Annotated in this window: 24 protein-coding genes; 9 read left to right on the top strand and 15 right to left on the bottom strand. The window is 68.4% G+C overall.

Translation table 11 applies throughout. From position 1 onward, the window contains the following. The 4 genes from AC6EI8_RS11485 to AC6EI8_RS11470 form a co-directional block, all read right to left on the bottom strand. Positions 1-1,551 (bottom strand): M61 family metallopeptidase (locus AC6EI8_RS11485; protein ID WP_498381970.1); only part of this gene is annotated, 1,551 nt, incomplete at its 3' end. A 261-nt stretch (positions 1,552-1,812) separates the two neighbouring features. Continuing rightward, entirely contained in the window at positions 1,813-2,811 is a 999-nt protein-coding gene (gene acuI, locus AC6EI8_RS11480) for an acrylyl-CoA reductase (NADPH) (RefSeq protein ID WP_265632883.1), read from the bottom strand. Positions 2,812-2,980: 169 nt separating this feature from the next. Further along, on the bottom strand, positions 2,981-3,697 hold the full coding sequence (locus tag AC6EI8_RS11475) for a DsbC family protein (RefSeq protein ID WP_150082632.1): 717 nt from the start codon (positions 3,695-3,697) through the stop codon (positions 2,981-2,983). Between the two features lie 238 nt (positions 3,698-3,935). Then, positions 3,936-5,228 carry a UbiH/UbiF family hydroxylase gene (locus AC6EI8_RS11470; protein ID WP_498381969.1) on the bottom strand — a complete coding sequence of 431 codons (1,293 nt, stop codon included), beginning with the start codon at positions 5,226-5,228 and terminating at the stop codon, positions 3,936-3,938. 291 nt (positions 5,229-5,519) lie between these two features. On the opposite strand from AC6EI8_RS11470, the gene ychF reads away from it, so the two are divergent. After that, positions 5,520-6,611: a redox-regulated ATPase YchF gene (gene ychF / locus AC6EI8_RS11465; protein WP_149319655.1), complete on the top strand. Its 1,092-nt coding sequence runs from the start codon at positions 5,520-5,522 to the stop codon at positions 6,609-6,611. 89 nt (positions 6,612-6,700) lie between these two features. Here the strand turns inward: ychF and AC6EI8_RS11460 are convergent, their stop codons facing one another. The 3 genes from AC6EI8_RS11460 to AC6EI8_RS11450 all read right to left on the bottom strand — a co-directional run bounded on the left by AC6EI8_RS11460 (position 6,701) and on the right by AC6EI8_RS11450 (position 8,441). Next, positions 6,701-7,003: a HigA family addiction module antitoxin gene (locus AC6EI8_RS11460; protein ID WP_498381968.1), complete on the bottom strand. Its 303-nt coding sequence runs from the start codon at positions 7,001-7,003 to the stop codon at positions 6,701-6,703. After that, positions 7,004-7,282, bottom strand: a complete 279-nt coding sequence (locus AC6EI8_RS11455) for a type II toxin-antitoxin system RelE/ParE family toxin (RefSeq protein ID WP_498381967.1) — start codon at positions 7,280-7,282, stop codon at positions 7,004-7,006. A 163-nt stretch (positions 7,283-7,445) separates the two neighbouring features. Then, on the bottom strand, positions 7,446-8,441 hold the full coding sequence (locus AC6EI8_RS11450; protein WP_498381966.1) for a zinc-dependent alcohol dehydrogenase family protein: 996 nt from the start codon (positions 8,439-8,441) through the stop codon (positions 7,446-7,448). Positions 8,442-8,546: 105 nt separating this feature from the next. On the opposite strand from AC6EI8_RS11450, the gene AC6EI8_RS11445 reads away from it, so the two are divergent. Next, positions 8,547-9,446, top strand: a complete 900-nt coding sequence (locus AC6EI8_RS11445) for a LysR family transcriptional regulator (protein ID WP_498381965.1) — start codon at positions 8,547-8,549, stop codon at positions 9,444-9,446. Positions 9,447-9,499: 53 nt separating this feature from the next. Here AC6EI8_RS11445 and AC6EI8_RS11440 read toward each other — a convergent pair whose 3' ends face one another. From AC6EI8_RS11440 to AC6EI8_RS11425, 4 genes are all read right to left on the bottom strand, one after another. Then, positions 9,500-10,207, bottom strand: coding sequence for a hypothetical protein (locus AC6EI8_RS11440; protein ID WP_150082575.1), 708 nt, complete (start codon positions 10,205-10,207; stop codon positions 9,500-9,502). Between the two features lie 72 nt (positions 10,208-10,279). After that, complete coding sequence (locus AC6EI8_RS11435) at positions 10,280-11,110, bottom strand: DMT family transporter (protein WP_498381971.1); 831 nt, start codon at positions 11,108-11,110, stop codon at positions 10,280-10,282. Between the two features lie 56 nt (positions 11,111-11,166). Continuing rightward, entirely contained in the window at positions 11,167-11,658 is a 492-nt protein-coding gene (locus AC6EI8_RS11430; RefSeq protein WP_498381964.1) for a GDYXXLXY domain-containing protein, read from the bottom strand. Continuing rightward, positions 11,655-13,859, bottom strand: coding sequence for a DUF4401 domain-containing protein (locus AC6EI8_RS11425; protein WP_498381963.1), 2,205 nt, complete (start codon positions 13,857-13,859; stop codon positions 11,655-11,657). The genes AC6EI8_RS11430 and AC6EI8_RS11425 overlap by 4 nt, the downstream gene beginning before the upstream one ends. A 499-nt stretch (positions 13,860-14,358) precedes the next feature. Between AC6EI8_RS11425 and AC6EI8_RS11420 the strand changes: the two genes are divergently transcribed. Continuing rightward, positions 14,359-15,138 (top strand): 5'-methylthioadenosine/adenosylhomocysteine nucleosidase, encoded by a 780-nt coding sequence (locus AC6EI8_RS11420; RefSeq protein ID WP_498381962.1) that lies wholly within the window; start codon positions 14,359-14,361, stop codon positions 15,136-15,138. 126 nt (positions 15,139-15,264) lie between these two features. On the opposite strand, the gene AC6EI8_RS11415 is transcribed toward AC6EI8_RS11420, so the two are convergent. Further along, a complete protein-coding gene (locus AC6EI8_RS11415) occupies positions 15,265-15,510 on the bottom strand; it encodes a hypothetical protein (protein ID WP_498381961.1) in 246 nt (81 codons plus the stop codon). 332 nt (positions 15,511-15,842) lie between these two features. On the opposite strand from AC6EI8_RS11415, the gene hemA reads away from it, so the two are divergent. The 6 genes from hemA to AC6EI8_RS11385 all read left to right on the top strand — a co-directional run bounded on the left by hemA (position 15,843) and on the right by AC6EI8_RS11385 (position 21,093). Beyond that, positions 15,843-17,147 carry a glutamyl-tRNA reductase gene (gene hemA, locus AC6EI8_RS11410; RefSeq protein WP_149319665.1) on the top strand — a complete coding sequence of 435 codons (1,305 nt, stop codon included), beginning with the start codon at positions 15,843-15,845 and terminating at the stop codon, positions 17,145-17,147. Between the two features lie 136 nt (positions 17,148-17,283). Continuing rightward, the gene (gene prfA / locus AC6EI8_RS11405) at positions 17,284-18,366 is read left to right on the top strand and encodes a peptide chain release factor 1 (RefSeq protein WP_498381960.1); all 1,083 of its coding nucleotides are present in this window, start codon (positions 17,284-17,286) and stop codon (positions 18,364-18,366) included. A 194-nt stretch (positions 18,367-18,560) separates the two neighbouring features. Then, entirely contained in the window at positions 18,561-18,887 is a 327-nt protein-coding gene (locus AC6EI8_RS11400) for a hypothetical protein (RefSeq protein WP_006577776.1), read from the top strand. 138 nt (positions 18,888-19,025) lie between these two features. Beyond that, on the top strand, positions 19,026-19,919 hold the full coding sequence (gene prmC / locus AC6EI8_RS11395) for a peptide chain release factor N(5)-glutamine methyltransferase (RefSeq protein WP_498381959.1): 894 nt from the start codon (positions 19,026-19,028) through the stop codon (positions 19,917-19,919). A gap of 246 nt (positions 19,920-20,165) precedes the next feature. Continuing rightward, positions 20,166-20,477, top strand: coding sequence for a Grx4 family monothiol glutaredoxin (grxD, locus tag AC6EI8_RS11390; RefSeq protein ID WP_006577774.1), 312 nt, complete (start codon positions 20,166-20,168; stop codon positions 20,475-20,477). A gap of 16 nt (positions 20,478-20,493) precedes the next feature. Next, positions 20,494-21,093, top strand: a complete 600-nt coding sequence (locus AC6EI8_RS11385; RefSeq protein WP_149319668.1) for a UbiX family flavin prenyltransferase — start codon at positions 20,494-20,496, stop codon at positions 21,091-21,093. 78 nt (positions 21,094-21,171) lie between these two features. Here AC6EI8_RS11385 and AC6EI8_RS11380 read toward each other — a convergent pair whose 3' ends face one another. The 3 genes from AC6EI8_RS11380 to AC6EI8_RS11370 form a co-directional block, all read right to left on the bottom strand. Further along, on the bottom strand, positions 21,172-21,420 hold the full coding sequence (locus tag AC6EI8_RS11380) for a hypothetical protein (protein WP_498381958.1): 249 nt from the start codon (positions 21,418-21,420) through the stop codon (positions 21,172-21,174). 249 nt (positions 21,421-21,669) lie between these two features. Then, the gene (gene amaB, locus AC6EI8_RS11375; protein WP_149319670.1) at positions 21,670-23,190 is read right to left on the bottom strand and encodes an L-piperidine-6-carboxylate dehydrogenase; all 1,521 of its coding nucleotides are present in this window, start codon (positions 23,188-23,190) and stop codon (positions 21,670-21,672) included. After that, positions 23,187-23,908, bottom strand: a 722-nt coding sequence (locus AC6EI8_RS11370; RefSeq protein ID WP_498381957.1) for a saccharopine dehydrogenase family protein, incomplete at its 5' end; no start/stop codon positions are given. The genes AC6EI8_RS11370 and amaB, both read right to left, overlap by 4 nt.

The raw sequence follows: 23,908 nt of genomic DNA, 5'->3' as shown, positions 1-23,908 counted from the left end.
CTTGATGCCCAGCGCCGCGGCGCGCGTCGGCTTGCGCGGTTCGGCCCGGATGCCGAAGGGCTTGAGCAGCGCGGGCAGCGGCAATTCGCCGGTGCCCTCGGTCCAGGCCCGCAGCTGCGTGGACACGCGCACGCCGGCCACCTCGTCGATCAGCGCATGCACCTCGTCCTCGGTGACGCCGCGCTGCACCGCGCCGGGCGCATAGAAATCGCGTCCATAACGGCGCCACAGCATCCGCATCACGTCGTCGAGCGAGCGGCGTCCGTTGGTGCGGCTGCGGATGGTCAGGTCCAGCGCCAGCCCGATCAGCGAGCCCTTGGTGTAGTAGCTGACGATCGCATTGGGCGCGTTCTCGTCCTGGCGGTAGTACTTGGTCCAGGCGTCGAAGGAGCTGTCGGCCACGCTCTGCTTGGTGCGGCCGCTGCCCCGCAGCACGCCGTTCCAGGTCTTGGCCAGCAGCTCGACGTATTGCTGCTCGGTGATGCAGCCGCTGCGCACCAGCATCAGGTCGTCGTAATAGCTGGTGAAGCCCTCGAACAGCCATAGCAGCGGCGTATGGGTTTCGGCCTGCAGCCGGTACGGCACGAAGGCCGCCGGCTTGATCCGCTTGACGTTCCAGGTATGGAAATACTCGTGGCTGCACAGGCCGAGGAAGCCGCGATAGCCCTCGCTGCTTTCCGGATTGCCGCGCACCGGCAGATCGCCGCGCGCGCACATCAGCGCTGTGCTGGCGCGATGTTCGAGGCCGCCATAGCCGTCGCCGGTGACCATCGTCATGAAGACGTAGCGGCGATTGCTGTCGAGGAACGGCGCACGTTCGCTGCGCGGCTCGAACAGCCGGATCTGTGCCTCGCAGATCCGCTTCAGGTCGCGGCAGACGCGCTCGATGTCGAGCTGGGGCACGCGGCCGGTGAACACGACGTCGTGCTGCGCGCCGCAGGCCTTGAACGTGCCCATCGTGAACTCGCCCATCTCGACCGGATGGTCGATCAGCTCGTCGTAGTCCGCGGCGCGGTAGCGGCCAAAGCCGTAGCGCTTCGCACCGCCGCGGCCGGGGGCTTCGGGGAGCGCGGTGGCGACGCGCCAGTTGCGATAGGCCTCGCCCTGCGGCGGATGGATATCGACGGTACAGGGGCGGTCGGCCTTGCCTTCGACGCAGAGGAACACCGAGGTCCCGTTGAAGAAGCCGTGGGTCTGGTCCAGATGCGCGGCGCGCACCGACAGGTCCCACGCGTAGACCTCGTACGACAGCGTCAGCGGGCCGCGCGCCGGGTCGATCGGCTCGGCCTGCCAGGTGTGCTTGTCGAGCTTGGTCAGCGCCACCGGCTGGCGCTTGGCGTCATCGCCGGCATCGCCGCCCGCATCGGCACCGACATCGGCGCGGATGCGCACGATGTTCCGCGCGAACTCGCGAATCATGTAGCTGCCGGGAATCCACGCCGGCAGCGAGAAACGTTGGCCGGCGGGATCGGGATCGTCCACCGTGACGGTGACCGCGAACAGATGCGCTTCGGGCTGAAGCGGGGCAATGGCGTAGTGGATCGGCTTCATGGCCACGATTGTAGCGTCACGGGCACGCGGGCCCGGCGCTGCGCGGCTGCGGGGCTGCGGCGCCGATGCGGTGATGAACTGATGCCGTGGTGCGTGGATGCGCTGACGCAGCGGTGCGCTAATGCGTTGGCGCTGCGTTGGCGCTGCGTTGGCCCTGCGTCCGTGCCGCGTTGGTGGCGCGTTGGTGCCGCGTTGGTGGCGCGGTGGCGCCGTGTTGGTGCCGCCGCCGTACGCCCGCCGCGCGCGGCACCGCCTCCGCCATCAACGATTGACGTCCACCACCACCCGCCCGCGCATGCCGCCCGCGATGATGCGCTGGCCCGCCTCGATCGCCTCGGCCAGGCCGATCTCCTGCGTGATCGCCGCCAGGCGGTCCGGCTCGAGATCCTGAGCCAGCCGCGCCCACGCCTGCTCGCGCCGCGCCATCGGCGCCATCACGCTGTCGACGCCGTGCAGCGTCACGCCGCGCAGGATGAACGGCGCCACCGAGCCCGGGAAGTCCATGCCCTGCGCCAGCCCGCAGGCCGTCACCACGCCGCCGTAGCGGACCTGCGCGATGGCATTGACCAGCGTATGCGAACCGACCGCGTCGACCACCGCGGCCCAACGCTCCTTCTGCAGCGGCTTGCCCGGCGCCGACAGTTCTGCGCGGTCGATGACGTCGGCCGCGCCGAGCGCCTTCAGGAAATCTGCCTCGCCGGTCTTGCCGGTCGAGGCCACGACGCGATAGCCGAGCTTGCCCAGCAGCGCGATCGCGATCGTACCGACGCCGCCCGAGGCGCCGGTCACCAGCACCTCGCCCTGCTCGGGCCGCACGCCGGACGCTTCCAGCGCCAGCACCGACAGCATCGCGGTATAGCCCGCGGTGCCGATCGCCATCGCCTGCCGCGTCGTCAGCGACTCGGGCAGGCGCACCAGCCAATCGCCCTTCAGGCGCGCACGCTGCGCCAGGCAGCCCCAGTGCGTCTCGCCGACGCCGTAGCCGTTCAGCACCACCTTGTCGCCCGCTTGCCAGCGCGGATTCGACGACTCCAGCACGGTGCCGGCACCGTCGATGCCGGCCACCATCGGCCATTTGCGCACGACCGGGCTGCGGCCCGTGATCGCCAGGCCGTCCTTGAAGTTGATCGTCGAATAGTCGATCTCGACCAGCACGTCGCCGTCGGCAGGCAGCTGGTCATCCTGCAGCGTCGAGATCTCGGCGCGGGTCGACGGCTTGTCGCCGTCGGTCTGGGTCAGCAGCAGCGCGCGGAAGGTCATGGTGGTGTCTCCTGTGGATGCGATCCGTTGTGCGATCCGTTGTGCGATCGTTGTGCGTTCTGTTCTGCGATCCGGTCTGCGATCCGATATGCGATCGGTGATGCGACCGTGCGGGCCGGATCGCCGCGCCGGCCCACGCCGGCCCGCCGCGCCGGACCTCCGTGGTTCCTTACTTCTTCAGGCTGGACAGCTTGCGCTCCAGCGTGGCGACGTCGGCCGCGCCTGGAATGCGGGTGCCGTCGGTGAAGAACACCGCGGGCGTGCCGGTGACATTGAGGCTGTGGCCCAGCGCCAGGTTCTCTTCCAGCGGCGTCTTGCAATTGCCGGCGCCGCTCGGCGCGACCTTCGACAGCATCCAGTCGCGCCACGCCTTGGTGCGATCGGCCGCGCACCAGACCTGTTTGGCCTTGGCGGTCGAATCCGGCGACAGCACCGGATAGAGGAAGGTGTAGACCGTGATGTTGTCCATCTGCTGGAAGGTCTGCTCGATCTGCTTGCAATAGCCGCAGTTCGGATCGGAGAACACCGCGACCTGGCGGCTGCCGTCGCCCTTGCTCCATTTGATCGCGCGCGACAGCGGCAGGTCGGACCACTTGATGCGATTGATCTCGGCCAGGCGCTGCTCGGTCAGGTTGGTGCCGCTGCGCGTGTCGAGCAGCTCGCCATTGAGGATGTAGCGGCCGCTCGCATCGGCGTAGACCAGCTGGCCGCCGATATTGACTTCGTAGAGTCCGGCGATCGGCGTCTTCTCGACGCTCTTGATCTCGGCGCGGCCGCCCAGCATCTTCTGCACATTGGTCTTGATGCGCTCCGCGGTCGGATCGGCCGCCGCCAGCGCCGGATGCGCGAAGGCGGCAGTGGCCACGGCGAGCGTCAGCACGGCCATCGCGCGCGCGGCGCGCTCGGTCAGCACGTTGGACCGCGTGATGGAACGCAGCGGGTTCGGGCGGGCGGAGCGCCCGAGGGAATACGACATGTTGACTCCGGGTTCTGGTTGGCTCGGATGTGGGTGGAGCTGGCGGCTTGGCCGCGGCTTGTTTCGGATCAGCGGGATCAGTGTCGGATCAGTGGGATCGGTCGGATGCGTCGGTTACGCGGAGGCGGCCGGTTCAAGGCGCCGGCGCTCAGCCCAGCGCCCGTCCGATCAGGAACCGCTTCAGCAGCGCCTGCGCGCCCACGGCACGCATGCCGGTATTGCGGACCATCCGCGCCACCCCGCCCTGCAGCGAGAACAGCCGATGCAGGCCATCGGTGGCGGCCGTCAGCGACAGCAGGTCGGTGGCGCGCGCGCGCTCGTAGCGGCGCAGCAGGCGCAGGTCGCCTTCGTCGCGGAACGACTCTTTGGCGGCCATCACGCGGCCAAGTTCCGCGACATCGCGCAAACCGAGGTTCATGCCCTGCCCGGCCAGCGGATGCACCACGTGGGCCGCGTCGCCGACCAGAACCACATGCGGCTGCACCACGCAGTCGGCATGCTGCAGCACCAGCGGGAAGGCCTGCGCGGGCGTCACGCAACGCAGCGCGCCGAACTGGCGGCCGACCGCACCGCTGGCCGCGTCCATCGCCGCCTGTGCCAGCTGCTCCGGCGCCAGCGCCGTCAATTCGCGCGCATGGGCCTCGTCGGCCGACCACACCATCGACAGGTAATCGCCCGGCAGCGGCAGCATCGCCAGGATTTCGCAGTTGCACGACTCCTCGTCGGCCAGCAGCTTGGGCGGCGCGCCGAGGAACCACTGCCACGCGGTCGCGTGATGCGGCAGCTCGCAGGCGAAATTGGCGACCACGCCCGACTGCCGGTAGCGCCGCGTACTGACGCCGATATGGCACTGGGTCCGCACCCAGGAGCGCGCGCCGTCGGCGCCCACGACGCAATTGGTACGTACCCGCGCGCCGTCGGCCAGCGTCAGCGTGACGCCCAGCTCGTCGCGCTCGAAGCCGGTGGCGGCCTGCTGGTACCAATGGACCTGATGCTGGAAGCGCAGCGCGGTGTCGAGCACGCGCTCGACATGGCTCGATTCGATGATCCAGGCCAGCTCCGGCACCGCGGCCGCGTAGGCCGAGAAATGCAGATCGCCGGTCAGCCCGGCATCGTCGCGCGCGGCGGTGTCGTCGCCAAACACGCGCATGTCGCGCACCGGCTGCATCCGCGCCGGGTCCAGCGCCTCCCAGATCCGCAGCCGGCTCAGCAGCGCCTGCGAGCTGGCCGAGAACGCGTAGACGCGGCTGTCCCACTCGCCCTCGCCCAGCGGCGCCGGCGCCGGGGTCGAGCCGTTTCCGGGCCGCGGCGCGATCAGCGCCACCTGCATGCCCTGCTGCGCCAGCAGCAACGCGCAAGTCTTGCCGACGATGCCGCCGCCAACCACGGCAATCTGGAAATGGGAAAACGAGGTCCGCGTGGACGCGCTGGCTCTGGTCATGGGGCGATTATAGCCAGCGGCTTTGAGGGGTCACCCGGTGCTCACCCGGCGGACGGGCGAGCCCCTTGGTACGGGCGGCTCGGACGGGCGAGCAAGCCTCCTGGCATGGAGGGCTCGGACGGTCGGGCAAGCCCCCTGGCACGGGCGGTTCGGACGGGCGGGCAAGCCCCCTGGCATGGGCGGCTCGGACGGGCGGACAAGCCCCCTGGCATGGGCGGCTCGGACGGGCGGGCGTCCGGACGGCCATCCGCTAGAATACCGGCTTTGCCATCGCTTACCGCCCGGAACACCATGAGCCTCAAATGCGGCATCGTCGGCCTGCCCAACGTCGGCAAGTCCACGCTGTTCAACGCCCTGACCAAGGCCGGCATCGCCGCCGAAAACTATCCGTTCTGCACCATCGAGCCCAATGTCGGCGTGGTGGAAGTGCCGGATCCGAGGCTTAAGGCCCTCGCCGAAATCGTCAAACCCGAGCGCGTCGTCCCGGCGACGGTCGAGTTCGTCGACATCGCCGGCCTGGTGGCCGGTGCGTCCAAGGGCGAAGGGCTGGGCAACCAGTTCCTCGCCAATATCCGCGAGACCGACGCCATCACGCACGTGGTGCGCTGCTTCGAGGATCCCAACGTGATCCACGTGGCCGGCAAGGTCGATCCGCTGTCGGACATCGAGGTCATCAATACCGAACTGGCACTGGCCGACCTGGCCACCGTCGACAAGGCGCTGGCCCGCTACGTCAAGCCGGCCCGCGCCGGCGACAAGGAAGCGCAACGGCTGGTCGCCGTGCTGGAGAAGGCCCAGGCCGTGCTCGACCAGGCCAAGGCCGTGCGCACGCTGGACCTGGCGCCCGAGGAATGGGACGCGCTGCGCCCGTTCTGCCTGATCACCGCCAAGCCGACCATGTATGTCGCCAACGTGCGCGAGGACGGCTTCGAGAACAATCCGCACCTGGACGCCGTGCGCAAGTACGCCGAGACCACCAGGTCGCCGGTCGTCGCCGTCTGCGCCGCGATCGAGGCCGAGATCGCCGACCTCGAGGACGAGGACAAGGCCGTGTTCCTGGCCGACCTCGGCATGGAAGAGCCGGGCCTGGACCGCGTGATCCGCGCCGGCTTCAGCCTGCTTGGCCTGCAGACCTACTTCACCGCGGGCGTCAAGGAAGTGCGCGCCTGGACCATCCACGTCGGCGACACCGCCCCCAAGGCGGCCGGCGTGATCCACACCGACTTCGAACGCGGCTTCATCCGCGCGCAGACCATCGCTTTCGAGGACTTCATCGCCTTCAAGGGCGAACAGGGCGCCAAGGAAGCAGGCAAGATGCGGGCGGAAGGCAAGGAGTATGTGGTCAAGGATGGGGATGTGATGAACTTTTTGTTCAACGTCTGAGGACGGCGAACGGTTCCCACATCCGCGTCAGCGGCCATGTTGGACAGCCCGGCTTGCCGGGCTGTTTTGCTTGAGTGTTCGCGCCTTGTTCATGCAGCAGACTTCAACCGCCGCACGTGCAGGCCATCGCGCCGCTGATCGACCTGCCACAGGTCATACGCGGCCTGATGCGCCAACCACGATTCCGCGCTCTTGCCGAAGGCCATTTCGAGTCGCACCGCCATTTCGGGCGTGATCGAAGCACGGCCGTTGACGATCTCAGACAGCGTTTTGCGCGACACGTCCAAGGCAGCGGCCGCCTCGGTGATGGTCAGCTTCAGCGGCTCTAGCCATAGCTCATGCAGGATCTCGCCAGGGTGCGGAGGGTTATGCATGCGCATGATGTCTCTCACTTAGTGGTAGTCGAGGTAATCAACAACGTGCGCATCGCCGTCATCGAAGCGGAAGACGACACGCCAATTTGCCTGGACCGTAACGGCCCAAAAGCCGACCATATCGCCCTTGAGCAGATGCAGTCGCAAACCGGGAGCGTTCATGTCGTCGACAGACATCGCTTCATCAAGCAGAGCCAGAATCAGCCGAAGCCGCTTGGCATGAATTGCCTGAACCCCTCCCAGACTGCCGGTCAAAAAGAACCGCTCGAGGCCCTTGTGTCCAAAGGATCGGATCATCGTTATTGTAACCCCACACGTTACACAGCGTATGCTGCTCGAGGCGTTGAACAACACATCCGATCCTAAATACTCAAGGCTTGCGATACGAAGCTCCGATGTCTGAAAAGAGAGGTCAAGGCAGAGCACAACCGCGTTCTTGCCCCCGCGCTGTGATGCCGGCTCAAACCCTCACCACCACCTTCCCAAACTGCTCGTTCGATTCCAGATACCGATGCGCCTCGACGATCTGGTCGAAATCGAACGTCCTGGCGATGACCGGCCGCAGTTCGCCCTCCTCCAGCCCGCGCAGGATGAACGCCTTCGCCGCGGCGAGCCTTATCGGGTCGCCAGCGATCTCGTGAACCAGATACCCCCGCAGCGTCAGCGACTTGCTCAGGACGGTGAACAGCGGAAACGGCGTCGGCGCCGGGCTGAGGCCGCCGTATTCGATCAGCATGCCGCCGCGCGACATCGCTGCCGTCAGCGGCTCGAAGATCGGGCCGCCGACCGCGTCGAGCACGACGCGCACACGCTGCTCTCCCGCGATTTCCTTTAGGCGCGATTCGAGGTCTTCCTCGTCCGAGGCCACCACATGCCGGGCGCCGGCGTCGACCAAGGCCGCCCGCTTCGCCGACGATCGCGTGATCGCGATCGGCATGGCGCCGACGCGATTGACGATCTGGATCGCGGCGAGTCCGACGCTGCTCGATGCCGCCGTGATCGCGACGACGTCGCCCTTGCCGAGCCCGGCGATATCGACCAGCGCGCCATAAGCGGTCAGATACGGCATCCATAGCGCGGCGGCGGCTTCCCAGCTCAACGAAGGCGGATGCTTGACCACCAGCTCGGCCGGAAAGCGGACCAGTTCGCCATACGCGGGCCAGCGCACCATCGACCGCGGCGGCACGATGCTGACGGCGTCGCCGGGGGCAAGGCCTTCCACGTCGGGGCCGACCGATTCGATCACGCCCGCCGCCTCGAGGCCCAGCCCCGACGGCAAGGCCGGCATCTCGATATAGCGCCCGGTACGCAGCAGCGCCTCGGCGCGATTCAATCCGAGCGCCTTGACGCGGATCCGCACCTCGCCGGCCGCGGGTTCCGGCACCTCGGCCGATTCGATGCACAGGACTTCGGGCCCGCCATATTGGTGGAAACGAACGACACGAGCAGTTTGCATGGTTGGCTTGACTCCAAATCTAAGAGGACGAATCCAGTATGATTTGGCGCCATACACCGATAAATAGCCGCTCCGGCACAACGGTAGAAACTACTGGTTTTCAATATGGACCGCCTGACCAGCATGTCCGTGTTCGTCAAAGCCGTCGACCTGGGCTCGTTCGCGGCCGCCGCGGACGCGCTCGGCATCACCGGCCCGATGGTTGGCAAGCACGTCCGCTTCCTCGAAGAGCGCCTCGGCACCCGGCTGCTGAACCGGACCACGCGCCGCCAAAGCCTGACCGACTTCGGACGCGCCTATTACGAACGCTGCCGCCTGATCCTGGCCGAGGCCGAGGCCGCCGACGCCCTGGCGGCCGATCAACTGGCCGAGCCGCGGGGCAAGCTGCGGGTCACGATGCCGGTGCATTTCGGCCGGCATTGCGCGATGCCGATCCTGCTGGACCTTGCGCGGCAATATCCGGCGCTGGAACTCGAGCTGTCGTTCGGCGACCGGCTGATCGATCTGGCCGAAGACGGCTACGACCTCGCGATCCGCACCGGAAGCCTGCAGGACCGGGCCGACACCATTGCGCGCCGGGTGGGTAGGCAGCGAATGATCGTCTGCGCGTCCCCCGCCTACCTCGGCCGGCATGGCGAACCGCAATCGATCGACGACCTGCGCCAGCACCATGCGATCGTCTATCGCCGCTCCGGACCCGTCGCGCCGTGGCTGTTCCCTAGTGAGGATGGGCGGCCGGTGGAATTGCAGCCCACCGGCCGGCTAATGCTTGACGACCTCGATGCGATCGCCGACGCGGCGACGGAAGGCATGGGCGTCGCGTGGCTGCCATATTGGCTTGTCCGCGATCGGATTCACGCCGGAGCACTGCTTCAGCTGCTGCCAAATGAACCGACGTTCCTGTACGACGCCTACGCACTCTGGCTGCGCACGCCGCATCTCCCGCGCAAGGTACGGCTTGCGGTCGATGCGCTGGCGGCAGATTTGCCGAGATTGATGCAGTAGAAAAACGAGACTCGCCCACTGAGATGCAGCTTGCACTACCCATACCGCCGCAATTAGATTGCTCGAAGCGGTACGTAAGCGCGGGGGAAAAGCCGACACTGGCTGGCCAAAGTGGAAAGGCTCCCGGCGGCTTGAACTATGCGGGGTTTTCTTCGTGACGCGGGAGGCAGGAAACCCTCATGTATTTGAGTAACGCCGTCGAATAGTGAAGGCTGAAATTCCATCGTTTGCTCGGCGCGCTCCAACCGCTTGCGCAATGTAGCGTTCGAAATGGCCAGGTGGTTTGCAATGGCGGTCAGATCGTTGGCCATATTGGCAAAGACCCGGAGATAGGCCACCGCCTCGGCAAAACGACCCAACACCGTCTTGTCTTGTTGGCTTTCCTCTTCGTATGTTTCGAGCATCCGGTGCGGCTCGTTGGCCTCAGGCGCGCTGAGCGTCGCCGCAAACCAGTTTTCGTGCGTTCCGCCGTCATCATCCTCACTCTGTTCATCCAGTCTCACTGCGAAACGCAGACGCTTATCCGCGTACCTTACGAATCGATTGAACAGCCGAGCAAGGATCTGCTGTTGGAAGTCTCTGTCGGCCAGGTCCGGCTGCGGGTCGCGGTCGCGGCTCAGTTTGTCTGCAAGAATCCACGCTTCACCTTGTAGATCGTCCACGGTCATTTCGCCCCGCGACTGTTTCGCGATTCGAGCCAGGTCAGGAAGGATTGCAGGGATAAGTTTGGCGAAGAACGCGCCAGCGAGGTCAGAGGACATCGTTGCTCCGATAAACAACGTGCAGCCATTGACACCACAACACTCAAGACTTGAGGCAGCGACAGCAGCGCGTCACCTATTGCTCCGCCGATACCCCATCCCCACCGCCACCCCGCCCAACACCGCCACCGACGCCACCACCAACCGCCACGTCACCGCCTCCCCCAACAGCACCACGCCACCCGCCGCGGCGATCACCGGCACGCTCAGTTGCACCAGTCCAGCCGTGGTCACCGTCAGACCCCGCAGCGCGACGTACCAGATGGCATAGCCCAGCGCCGAGGCGATGGCGCCGGACAGCACCGCGTACAGCATGCCTTCGGCATCGTGGCTGGCCCACGGCAGCGCGGCCAGATAGAGCGGCACGCAGCAGAGCGCGGCGCGCAGGAAGTTGCCCGCATTGGCGCGCACCGGATCTCGTACGCCCTTGGCGCGGATCGAGTAGACGCCCCAAGCCGCGCCCGACGCCAGCATCAGCAGCGCGCCCAGCAGCGGAGGCGCGGACAGGCCGGGCAGCAACATGCCGATCAGTCCAGCGACCGCGATCAGATAGCCGGCCGTCTGCACGAGATGAGGCCGTTCGCCGAGCCACAGGCCGCGGCCGATCATCGTGACCTGCACCGCGCCGAACAGCAGCAGCGCGCCGGTGGCGGCCGATAGTTGCGCGTAGGCGTACGAGAAAAAGACGGCGTACGCGAACAGCGCCAGCGCGGAACGCCAGTTGCCGCTCGATGCCTCGGGCGTTGGCTCGGCAGCGCGCGAGACGCCATGACGCAGACGGACCAGTACCCACAGCGTGATCGCGCCAGACAACAACCGCACGGTCGTGAAGCTGGCGGCGTCGATGGTGGTGTCCCGCAGCGCGAGCCGGCACAGCAGCGAATTGCCGGCGAAGGCGAGCATCGACAGCGCGGTACAGCCGAGCACCAGCGGGACCGAGGGCGCGGTGCTCGACGTCTTCACAGCGGATGTCCTTCGGCGTCGCGCAGCTCCACCAGCAGCGCCTGCCCCTGTGCATCGACACGAAACGCGCCGAACTGCGCGCCCTCATAGCGGCGCCCTTGGCCTTCCTGGAAGAAGAAGGCATCCGTCGAGATATGGACCTGGTCCGTTCCCCAGCGCGACGGCCGCAGTTGGAAACGAAGCAGATGCTCGCCGGCGACCAGCGGCTCGCCGCGATGCAGCCGTACGAAGCTGGCCTCGCCACGCGCGTCGAGCCGGACCACCGCGGTGCGGATACGGTCGTCGGTGGTCTCCAGCGCGCGCAGGATCGGCGCGCCGATGGCGAAATTCAGCGCCATATAGTCGCCCTGCATCAGCGAGCGCGGGTCGACCGGCGCCAGCCGCAACAGCACCACATCGCCGCGTGCGAGCAGCCTTTCCTTGCCGATCACGCCCGCGCCTGCGACCGCGAGCGTCAGTGCCCAGGCAATCAGGATCCAACGTTTCATCGGCTGCCCTCCTCTGCGACGTCGGCGGTGCCCAGCGGGGGCCCGGGGCGCGCCAGCCAGGCGCGTGCAAACAGCACGACGATGCCGGCCGCTACCAGCGTTGCCGACTTGATCGCCAGCGTCCAGTGCAGCGCGCTGTAGTACCAGAGGAAACCGAGGCCGATGGTCGCAAGGCCGAGCCCGAGCCAGGACAGGGACGCCCTTCGCAAGGCCAGCCCGGTCGCGAGCACGCCTGCCACCACGGCAGGTGCGCCGATCATCAGCGCGGCACAGAGTGCGAGCACACCGCAGACCGCGGTGCGCCGGCGTGGCGATCCTTGCAGTCGGGCCGTCTCGACGATGCCAAAGCCGACCAGCAGCACCGCAAACAACGCGCCCGCCAGCCAATGCGGCACGCCGCGCGCCGCCGGTTCGGTGAAGAGGCCGAGGGGATGCCCGATGCCGGTGACGATCAGCGCGCCGAGCAGGCTGCAGGACAGCAAGGCGTCCGCGGCCGGGGCGAGCCGGTGATGTCGCCCGAGCGCGGCGAGCCGCACTTCGGCGACCGCGAACAGCGCCGCCTTCAGCGCGGCGACGGGCGCCAGCCAGACCAGCGCCCAGCCAATCCCCTGCCAGGGCGTGGACGGCCCCATCGCGATGGCGATGGTCAAGGCGATTGCAATCGAAACCATCGCCGCAAGTGCGCACAACAAGCGATGCAGCCGGTTGCCGATCGCCGCATAGAGCAGCATCTCGCAGGCCGCGATGCCGCACCAGAACGCCGCGGTCTCTACCGCGCGGGCGCGGCCGAGCAGGTCGGCGGCGGCATAGAACGCGAGCCCCTGCCCGGTCAGGCTGCTGGCCAGCGCGAATTGCTCGAAGCCGGTATGGCCGGCGCGGCGCCGATACAGCAGCGCGGCCAGTGCGATCAGCGCCAGTCCGCAGACGAGAATGGCGCCGCTGTTCTCGCGCGCGGCGACGAACACGGTGCCGAGCAGGAACAGCTGGAAGAACACCGCGCCGAGCCAGCCGGCCAGCCCCGTCAACAGACGCACGGACCAGGGTGCATCGGTGTCCGCCGGCGGTTGCCCTTCGACCGCGCCCTCGACGGCCAGCTTGCGCCACAGCGCCTGCACAGCCGCCGCCGGTCGCGCAGGCTCGTCCTGTTCACGGTACCGCGGCTCCCCGTTAGCCAGCGACGTCTGCGCATGACCGCGATGCAAGCGCATCAACCACGTCGCCGACACGGCCGACAGGCCGAGCGTCAGCAGGCCCAGCAGCAGGAAGCCGCCGAATTCCGCGCCGGCCTCGAACAGCAGGCGCCCAAGCCCCGCGACGATCAGCGCGATCAGGGACAGCGCAATCCCGCTCAGCACCAGCAGATCGACGTTGCGCCGCCAGAACCAGGCGCCGAGTCCCAGCAAGGCGGCCAGCGCGACGATCAGCATCGCGCCGTCGAAGCGGTCGCCGAACAAGGCGGCGAGACCGAGCCAGACCGCATGCGCGCAAGCGAGAAACGCCAGCAGCCGCACGCCGCCCTGGCCGCGCACGCCGACACGCGGCGCGTGGGCGGACAGCACCAGCCATAGCACCAGCTGCAGCAAGGCGGCGGCAAGCAGCCACAGGCCGACCAGCTTGCCGTCGTCGACGCCGAACAGCAGCGTGAACGGCAGGCCGGCGCCGAGCTCGACGCTGAAGAAGCGCAGCAGCGCGACATTGGCCAGCACCACCACCAGCCACCAATGCGGCGGGGCGTGCGCGGCCAGCGCCCAGGGCACGGCGAGCAGCGCCCACCAGGCGAACAGTTGCCACGCGTCGGCGCCGGTCTGGTAGACCTGTCCGATCACCGCCAGCAACGCCCCGGTGATCATTTGCGCGGCGAACAGCGCGGCGCGGCCGGCGGCGTCGCCGTCCGGCCGCCGCCAGGCGAAGGCCGCCAGCGCGCTGATCAGCACGGCCAGCACGCCGAAGCGGGTGAACTTGTGCAGGGCCTGCCAGTTGAAGGCGAAGAAGACGATCACGCCGGCGCAGAGCAGTGCCACACCAAGAGCGAGCAGCGCCCGTTGCAGCCAGCGGTGCCAGTCGGCAAGTCGCGGCTCGGTATCGGTCCAGGCCTGGCGCGCTGGCTCCATCGCCAGTCGCCCCTGTGCGCACCAGTCCGCCAGCGCGCGCCGCTGGGCATGCCGGATGTTCAGACGATGGGCTTGGCGATCGGTCGGCATGGGATGAGCAGCGCTCCGGAAAGGCGTTGGCTGCACTCTAGCAAAGCGCCGTGGTGGGCGCACGGTCAAAGGCGGTGGGGCGCAAACCAGCGAAGCACCGGGCTGTGCCGGTATGCTGTCGGCTTTTCCGGCTCACGGCTTGCGGTTCGCGGGACCGGGCCGCGGCACCGGGCACCGGGCACCGGGCACCGGGCACCGGGCACCGGGCACCGGGCACCGGGCACCGGGCTCCGGGCTCCGGGCTCCGGGCTCCGGGCTCCGGGCTCCGGGCTCCGGGCTCCGGGCTCCGGGCTGCGGGCTCCGGGCTCCGGACTTTGGACTCTGGAGTCTGGACTCTGGACTCTGGACTCTGGACTCTGGGCGCAAGGCTCAGGGCTCAGAGCTTAAGGCTCAGGGCTTAAGGCTTAGGTCCCGGGCTTGCGGTTCGGGCCCCCGGCTCCCGCTGCCCGCGCAGCCGCACCGTGATCCATCCCGTTTTCCGTTTCGATCACCAGACACCATGACTCTCGGCATCCTCGCCGCCCTGCATGACGAAATCGACGGCCTGATCGCCGCGATGCGCCACGACCACGCCCGCGCCACCGTGCATCGGATCGGCATGCGGGACTACTACGTCGGCGAGCTGTACGGGCAGCGCTGCGTGGTGGTGCTGGCGCGGGTCGGCAAGGTGGCAGCCGCGGCGACCACGGTGACGCTGATCCGCGAGTTCGCGGTCGACGGCATCGTCTTCACCGGCCTGGCCGGCGGCATCGGCGCGGGCGTGCAGGTTGGCGATCTGGTGATAGCCGATCGCACCGTGCAGCACGACATGGACGCGCGTCCGCTGTTTCCGCGCCATCAAGTGCCGCTGCTGGGCCGGGACGAATTCCCCACCGATCCAGCGCTGACGGCCGCGCTGCGCGAGGCGGCGCAGGCCTTCCTGGTGGAGGATCTGCCCAGCGCCGTGCCGGCCGCGGTGCGTGCCCGATTTGGCGTCACTGCGGGCGTCAGCGCGCCGAACCTGCATCTGGGCATGATCGCCAGCGGCGACCAGTTCATCGGCGCGCCGACCACGGTGGCGGAATTGCGGGCGCGGCTGCCGGGCTTGCTGGCGGTCGAAATGGAAGGCGCCGCGGTCGGCCAGGTCTGCCACGAATATGGCGTGCCGCACGCGGTCATGCGGACCGTGTCGGATCGGGCCGACGACAGCGCGCATGTCGATTTCCCGGCGTTCCTGGCCGAGGTGGCCAGTCATTACTCCGAGGGCGTGATCCGGCGGCTGCTGGCGACGCTGCGGTAGCAAACCCATGGCGTTGCCCCGAAACGGGGATCCGGTGACATTCGGCCTTGCTGCCGGCGATGGAAGACGCGAGGTCCTCGCTTGCGCGGGGAGGACGGCGTCAAGCCAGGGCGGGCCTGCCTTTGCTCAGCGGCCGCGCCGGGCGAACAGGCCGGCCAGCCCGACCAGCAGCGCAGCGCCGAGGATCGCGGCGGTCCAGCCGCTGAGTTGCCCGTCGATGAACCAGCGCAGCGCGCGGCCCAGGTAGAAGCTGGCGAGGGCGCCGACGCCACCGAGCAGCAGCGCCATCGGGACGGTCAGCCCCGGTCCGCGCGGATGCATCGCGCGCGCCACCAGTCCGACCACCATGCCCACCAAGAACGTCCCCAGCATCGCCCGCTTCCGTTGTTCGACTATCCGCTCGATCTGCCGCCGCCCCCGGGCTGCAGCGGCGTAACGATAACTCAACTCGGAACGCCGGCCGATACCCGACAGGCTCGGCCGGCCCCCGAACGCAAGGATCGCGCCCGGGCGGTATAATGCAAGCCGTCCCGGCGGCGCTCGACCAGGGCCCGAATAGATTCAAGACGCTCAAGACGCTCCGCAACCTGCGCAGGCAGTACGCAGGCGATGCCAGAGCAATATGTGCGCCGCCATGCCCAGCGCAGGCAAGCTGCCGCAAGCCGGAATGGCCCGGCAGCCGGACAGCGACAAGTCCCCAAACCATGCAACTGCTCGCAATCGGAATCAATCACAACACGGCGCCCGTCTCGCTACGCGAACGGGTGGCGTTTCCGCTCGAGCAGATCAAGCCGGCGCTGGGGGCGCTGCGCACCCAGCTGGCCGGCAAGCGCGGCACCGAGGCGGCGATCCTGTCGACCTGCAACCGGACCGAGATCTACTGCGCCACCGACCTGGTGCTGTCCGGCTCGGAAGGCTTCGATCACACGCTGCGCTGGCTGGCGCAGCACCACAACATCCCCGCCGGCGAACTGGCTCCGCACCTGTATGCGCTGCCGCAATCCGAGGCGGTGCGCCACGCCTTCCGCGTCGCCAGCGGCCTCGATTCGATGGTGCTGGGCGAGACCCAGATCCTGGGCCAGATGAAGGACGCGGTGCGTACCGCCGGCGAGGCCGGCACGCTCGGCACCTATCTGAACCAGCTGTTCCAGCGCACCTTCGCCGTGGCCAAGGAAGTGCGCGGCCAGACCGAGATCGGCGCGCATTCGGTGTCGATGGCGGCGGCCGCGGTACGGCTGGGGCAGCGGATCTTCGAGAGCATCTCGGGCCAGCGCGTGCTGTTCATCGGTGCGGGCGAGATGATCGAGCTGTGCGCCACGCATTTCGCCGCGCAGAGCCCGCGCCAGATCGTCGTCGCCAACCGCACGGTGGAACGCGGCGAAAAGCTGGCCGAGCAGCTCGCCGCGCAGGGGCTCAATACCGAGGCGATCCGCCTGTCCGAGCTCGGCTCGCGGCTGCACGAGTTCGACATCGTCGTCTCCAGCACCGCCAGCTCGCTGCCGATCATCGGGCTGGGCGCGGTCGAACGCGCGGTCAAGCAGCGCAAGCACCGGCCGATCATGATGGTCGACCTCGCCGTGCCGCGCGACGTCGAGCCCGAAGTGGCGCGGCTCGATGACGTCTTCCTCTATACCGTCGACGACCTCGGCGCGATCGTGCGCGAAGGCAACGCGATGCGGCAGGCCGCGGTCGCGCAGGCCGAGGCGATCATCGAAACGCGCGTCCAGCATTTCATGCACTGGCTGGAGACGCGCAGCGTGGTGCCGGTGATCCGCGAACTGCAGGCCAACGGCGAAGCGATGCGCCAGGCCGAGCTGGAGCGCGCCCGCAAGATGCTGGCGCGCGGCGACGATCCCGAGGCCGTGCTCGAGGCGCTGTCGGGCGCGCTGACTCGCAAGTTCCTGCACGGTCCGACCCACGCGCTGAACCACACCCAGGGCGAGGACCGCGAGGCGCTGTTGCGCCTGGTGCCCGGCCTGTTCCGCCACAGCAGCCACTCCGAGCGCTAGCCGCGCTCGCCGCGAGCGTCCGCGCCGCCTTTGCGCCCTTGCGCCGGCGGCCTCGCCCGCACCGCCGCGCCCCGCCCCTGCGGCATCCGCCCGCATCAGGCGGCGCCCCGCACCAAGACGCCAAATCCGGATTCCGATGAAAGCCAGCATGCAAGCCAAGCTCGACCAACTGGCCGAGCGCCTCGACGAAGTCAACGCCCTGCTCGCGCGCGAGGACGCGACCGCGAACATGGAGCAGTACCGCAAGCTGACGCGCGAGCATGCCGAGCTGTCGCCGGTGGCCGAGCAATATGCGCACTACCGGCAGGCGCAGGACGATCTGGCCACCGCGCAGGCGCTGCTCGACGACCCGGAGATGAAGGCCTTCGCCAGCGACGAGATCGATGCCGCGCGCGCCAAGCTCGAACAACTGGAGGCCAGCCTGCAGACGCTGCTGCTGCCCAAGGACCCCAACGACGACCGCAACCTGATCCTGGAAATCCGCGCCGGCACCGGCGGCGAGGAAAGCGCGCTGTTTGCCGGCGACCTGCTGCGGATGTACACGCGCTATGCGGAGCGGCAGCGCTGGCAGGTCGAGATCATGAGCGAATCGCCGTCGGACCTGGGCGGCTACAAGGAAGTGATCGTCCGCATCGCGGGCGAGGCGGCGTTCTCCAGATTGAAGTTCGAATCGGGCGGCCACCGCGTGCAGCGCGTGCCGGCCACCGAGGCGCAGGGGCGCATCCATACCTCGGCCTGCACGGTCGCGGTGATGCCCGAGGCCGACGAGCTCGGCGAGATCGAGATCAATCCGGGCGATCTGCGCGTGGACACCTTCCGCGCCTCGGGCGCCGGCGGCCAGCACATCAACAAGACCGATTCGGCGGTGCGGCTGACCCACCTGCCGACCGGCATCGTGGTCGAATGCCAGGACGACCGCAGCCAGCATCGCAACAAGGACAAGGCGATGAAGGTGCTGGCGGCCCGGCTCAAGGACATGCAATTGCGCGCGGCGCAGGCGAAGGAGGCCACCACGCGCCGCAATCTGATCGGCTCGGGCGATCGCAGCGACCGCATCCGCACGTACAACTTCCCGCAGGGCCGGGTGACCGACCATCGCATCAATCTGACGCTGTACAAGATCGACATGATCATGGACGGCGATCTCGACGAATTGGTGGGAGCGCTTGCGGCCGAGCACCAGGCCGATCAGTTGGCGGCGCTGGGTGAAGACGCGTAACGAGGCATAAAGACGCGTAAATACCGGCTGGGATAATCGCTACGGTTGTTTTCCGCCGGCAAAATACTTGTATTTCTTGTAAATGCCTGAAACAGCCATGGTAACGACATGGTTGGTCGCTATAATCGGAAACGGCTAACCCGGCACAAATACCGGGCGAGTCTTTTCTCGATAACGGACAAAAGGACGAAATCATGAAGAAACTGCTTGCGTTGTTGATGGTCACCGCTGCAGTGGCTGCTTGCGGCAAGAAGGATGAAGCCCCCGCCTCGTCGAACGTCGACAGCGCGATGGCGAGCGCCGCCGAATCGGCGAAGTCCGCCGCCAGCGACGCCGCCGCGGCTGCGGAATCCGCCGCCGACGCCGCCAAGGCCGCGGCCAGCAACGCAGCTTCGGACGTGTCCGCCGCCGCCGAGCGCGCCAAGGACGAGGCGGCTGCCGCCATGGCGAACGCCAAGGACGCCGCCAGCAACGCGGTCAACGAGACCGCCGACAAGGCCAAGGAAGCGACCAAGAACTAAGCCGTCGCCCGCGCCGTACCGAGCCCCGCCACGGCAGTGCGCCGGCGGGGCTCTTCTCTTTTGAAGGCGCATGGCGCATGGCGCTTGGCGCCGCGGCCAATACTCTCGCCCTCGCGCGCCTCATCTCCGACTGCTCCGATGACCGATTCCCCGTCCTCCGCACCGCTCCCCGCCGGCCCCCTGCCGGCGCAGGCGACGCTGCGCGAGGCCCTCGCCGCCATGACGCAGGCCGGGCTGCCGGCGCTGGAAGCGCGCATGCTGCTGACCCACGTGACTGGCCTGACCCGCACCCAGCTGATCACGCGCGATACGCAGCCGCTCGACGCCGCCCAGCATGCCGCGCTCGCCGCGCTGCTCTCGCGGCGGCTGGCCGGCGAGCCGATGGCCTATCTGGTCGGCGAGCGCGAGTTCTACGGCCGTCGGTTCCGCGTCAGTCCCGCGGTGCTGATCCCGCGCCCGGACACCGAGATCGCGGTGCAGGCGGCCCTCGTGCGCCTGACCGGCACGCAGGCGCCGCGGGTGCTGGATCTGGGCACCGGCTCCGGCATCCTCGCCGTCACGCTGGCCTGCGAACGGCCCGATGCGCAGGTCTGGGCAACGGACATCTCGCCTGCCGCGCTCGATATTGCGCGCGCCAACGCGGCGGCGCTGGGCGCCGACAACGTCCGCTTTCTCGAATCGGATTGGTATTCGGCGCTGCCCGACGATGCCCGCTTCACGCTGATCGTCAGCAACCCGCCCTATATCGCGGCCGGCGATCCCCACCTGTCCAGCGGCGACCTGCGCTTTGAGCCGGTCGATGCGCTGACCGACAATGGGGACGGGCTGTCCGACCTCGCGACCATCGTCGCCGGCGCCGGCGCGCATCTGGAAGCGGGAGGATGGCTGCTGATGGAGCATGGCTTCGACCAGGGCGAGGCGGCCCGGCAATTGCTGCGCGATGCGGGCTTTGCCGAGGTCTTCACCGAGCGCGACCTGGGCGGCAACGAACGCTGCAGCGGCGGGCGCTGGCCGGGCGGGAACGCCGGGTAGAGGACCGGGTAGAGGACCGGGTACAGGGCCGGGTAGAGGGCCGGCGTCCACGCGCCCGAGGCCGGGTTCAACGAGGCCCCGGCGCCGATCCGGAGCGGGTCCAGCGCCTGAAGCCGCAGTCCGAATCCGGTAGAATCTTCCCGATCCCGCGCGCCACCCTTCGGCTTTTCATCCCATCGGCCGGCGCGCGTCTCCGATTCCATGGCGCGCGGTTCGCCTCAGCGCCAACCTTCCGAAGCGAAAATCATGAGTGACGTGCAACAAAAGATCGACCAGATCGTCAAGGGCCATCCCGTCGTGCTGTTCATGAAGGGCACGGCGCAGTTTCCGATGTGCGGTTTCTCCGGCCGCGCGATCCAGATCCTGAAGGCCTGCGGCGTCGACGCGCCGATGACGGTCAACGTGCTGGAAGACGACGGCATCCGCCAGGGCATCAAGGAATACGCCAACTGGCCGACCATTCCGCAGCTCTACGTCAACGGCGAATTCGTCGGCGGCTCGGACATCATGATGGAGATGTACCAGAGCGGCGAGCTGCAAACCCTGCTGAAGGGCTGAGGTTCTGGAGCCAGCGATGAGCGCCGGGCCCGCCGCCGCGCCGCGGCGCGTGATCGTCGCGATCACCGGTGCCACCGGCGCCGTCTATGGCGTACGCCTGCTGCAGGTGCTGGGCGCGGTCGCCGACGTCGAGACGCATCTGCTGATCTCGCCGGCGGGCGTGATGAACCTGCAGCACGAACTGGACATCGGCAAGGCCGAGGCCGAGGCGCTGGCTGATGTGGTGCACAACGTGCGCGATATCGGCGCGACCATCGCCAGCGGCTCGTTCCGCGCGCAGGCGATGGTGATCGCGCCGTGCTCGATGCGCACGCTCGCCGCGATCGCGCATGGCCTGTCCGACAACCTGATCACCCGCGCGGCCGACGTCACGCTGAAGGAGCGCCGCAAGCTGGTGCTGATGGTGCGCGAGACGCCGCTGAACCTGGCGCATCTGCGCAATATGACGGCCGTCACCGAAATGGGCGGCATCGTCTTTCCGCCGGTACCCGGCTTCTATCAGAAGCCCGATACCATCGCGCAGCTGGTCGACCATACGATCGGACGCGTGCTCGACCTGATCGATGTGCCGCAGACGCTGGCGCCGAGCTGGGCCGGCCTGAACGGACAGATCTGAGCCGCGCGCATCGCTGCGCCTCGCCGGCCACGGCGGCCACCTCACGTATTAACGCTTTAGCGCTTCCGCGCTCAGCGCTCAGCGCCAGTGCTCCCGTCCATGGCCGTGGCCATGCCCATGCCAGTGGCCGTGTCCGCCGCGGTAATAGCCGCGGTACGGATAGCCGTAGTAGTAAGGCCGCGGCGCCACCACCACCGGCGGCGGCGCGACATAGACGGGTGCCCCCACGCCGACCGTGACGCCGGCATCGACCGGCGCCGGGTAGACGGCGCAGCCGGACAAGCCTGCCGCCGCCACTGCCCCCAGACCTGCCAACCACGCTTTCATTTTTTGCCCCTGTTATACGGAATCGATGACGCCGTTATACGGGGCGGCTTGGTAATACGGGGTCAGGGCCCTGTAACCCACGTTACCGTTCCCTACAAGCCGGGGGGCCAAGCCCGACCGCGGTTCGGCATAGGACCGGACAGGGACTGGACACGGACCGGAGAGGGAAGACGCACCTAGAAGGACGCGCCGCCGCGGTAACCCTCGTTAACCCTTGCAGCGGCCCGCCTCCGCCCGCCTCCGCCCGCCTCACAGATCGAAGCGGATACCTTGCGCCAGCGGCAGCGCGTCGCCGTAATTGATCGTATTGGTCGCCCGCCGCATATAGCCCTTCCAGGCATCCGAGCCGGATTCGCGCCCGCCGCCGGTCGCCTTTTCGCCGCCGAAGGCGCCGCCGATCTCCGCGCCGCTGGTGCCGATATTGACGTTGGCGATGCCGCAGTCGCTGCCGGCCGACGACAGGAAGCGCTCGGCCTCGCGCAGCGACTCGGTGAAGATGCACGACGACAGGCCGTGCGCCGCCGCGTTGTTCAGCGCGATGGCCTCCTCCAGCGAGGTGTACGGCATCAGGTACAGGATGGGCGCAAAGGTCTCGGTCAGCATGGTGTCGTGCTGCGTATCGGTGACCACCAGCGCCGGCCGCATATAGCAGGCATGCGGATAGCGATCGGCCAGCAGCCGTTCGCCGCCATGCACCGCGTTGCCCTGGGCGCGGCAACTGGCGAGCGCGTTGGCCATGTTGTCGCCCGCGGCGCGGTCGATCAGCGGGCCGACCAGCGTGCCCGCTTCCAGCGGATCGCCGACCGGCAGCCGCGCGAAGATCTGCGTCAACTGCTCGCGCACCGTGTCGAACAGGTCGACATGGACGAAGGCGCGGCGCAGCGTGGTGCAGCGCTGTCCGGCGGTGCCCGCCGCGGCGAACGTCATCGCGCGCAGCGTCAACGACAGGTCGGCCGACGGCGCCACGATGGCCGCGTTGTTGCCGCCGAGCTCGAGGATGCTGCGCTTGAACTGGCCGGCGCAGGCGATGCCGACCTCGCGGCCCATCCGCGTCGACCCGGTGGCGCTGACCAGCCGCACATGGGGATGCGCGACCAGCCGTTCGCCGAGTTGCCGCCCGCCGCACAGCACGGTGGCGATGCCCACGTGCTCGGGCGCCGTGGCCTCGATCACGCGATCGAGCAGCGCCTGCACCGCCAGCGCGCACTGCGGCGTCTTCTCCGACGGCTTCCATACCACCGCGTTGCCGCACACCAGCGCCAGCGCGGCATTCCACGCCCACACCGCCACCGGGAAGTTGAACGCCGAAATCACGCCGCAGACACCGAACGGATGCCAGGTCTCGCGCATCGCATGCTGCGGCCGCTCGCTGGCGATCGTCAGTCCATGCAGCTGGCGCGACAGGCCGACCGCGAAGTCGCAGATGTCGATCATCTCCTGCACTTCGCCCAGCCCTTCCTGCAGGATCTTGCCGGTCTCGAGCGAGACCAGTTCGCCAAGCGCGCTTCGATGTTCGCGCAGCACCTCGCCCAAGCGCCGCACCACCTCGCCGCGCACGGGCGCGGGCACCAGCGCCCAGCCGCTCTGCGCGGCGTGCGCCTGCGCGATGCGCGCGTCCGCCTCGTCGGCGCTGCACGCGGCGATATGCCCGAACACCTCGCCGTCGATCGGCGAGCGTGCCGGCAGCGCGCCGTGGCCGCCGGGCCCGTCGCGCCAAGGAATGGGCTGGCCGATGGCGCGCCAGCAGCGCTCGAATGCGTCGGCTTTCATGCGAGGGCCTCCTGTAGCGGATGGCAGGTGTAGTGCCTGCCGAAACGGTTGGCGAGGAAGGCCTCGAGCCGCATGTCCTCCTGGCGGACGAAGCCCCGTTGCGGCAGCTGGCCGGCGATCACCATGTCGAGCGCGGCGCAGACGCCCGCGGCGGTGGTCAGCTGGATCGCGTTCAGATGGCCGTGCTCGCCCTCGGCGCCGCCGATGCGGGCGGAGAACGAGGCCTGCGTCAGCGGGCCGAGGCGTCCGTCCTCGCCGGCCGTGCGGCCCGTGGCGCTGGCGAACACCACCACCACGTCCTGCTCGGTCAGCGGAATCGCGCTGTCGAAAATCTCGCGCAGCCAGTCGCGCCGTTCGCGCAACCGCAGATCGTCGAGCAGCAGCTTGATCACCGCGCAATGGCCAGGATAGCGGATCGACTTGTAGTCGACGTGGCGCGCGCGCCCGGCCAGCGTTTCGGGCAGCGTACCGAGCCCGCCCGAGGTATGGAAGGCCTCGTACTCGATGCCGTCCAGCGCGAAGCTCTCCAGCCCCTCGAGCGCCGGCACCTCGACGCGGCGCCCATCGACGATCGCCTCGCAGGGATTGCAGTACTCGTTGATCAGCCCCTCGGTGCTCCAGGTCAGGTTGTACTTCAGCGCATTGTTCGGATAGCGCGGCAGCGCGCCGACGCGCATGCGCAGGTCGAGCAGCTGGCCGCCGCCGCGCAGGAAACGCT

Source organism: Cupriavidus sp. R6-3 (assembly GCF_059772245.1).
Note: the sequence above shows the minus strand (reverse complement) of the source record. Positions and strands in the feature narration are given on the sequence as shown.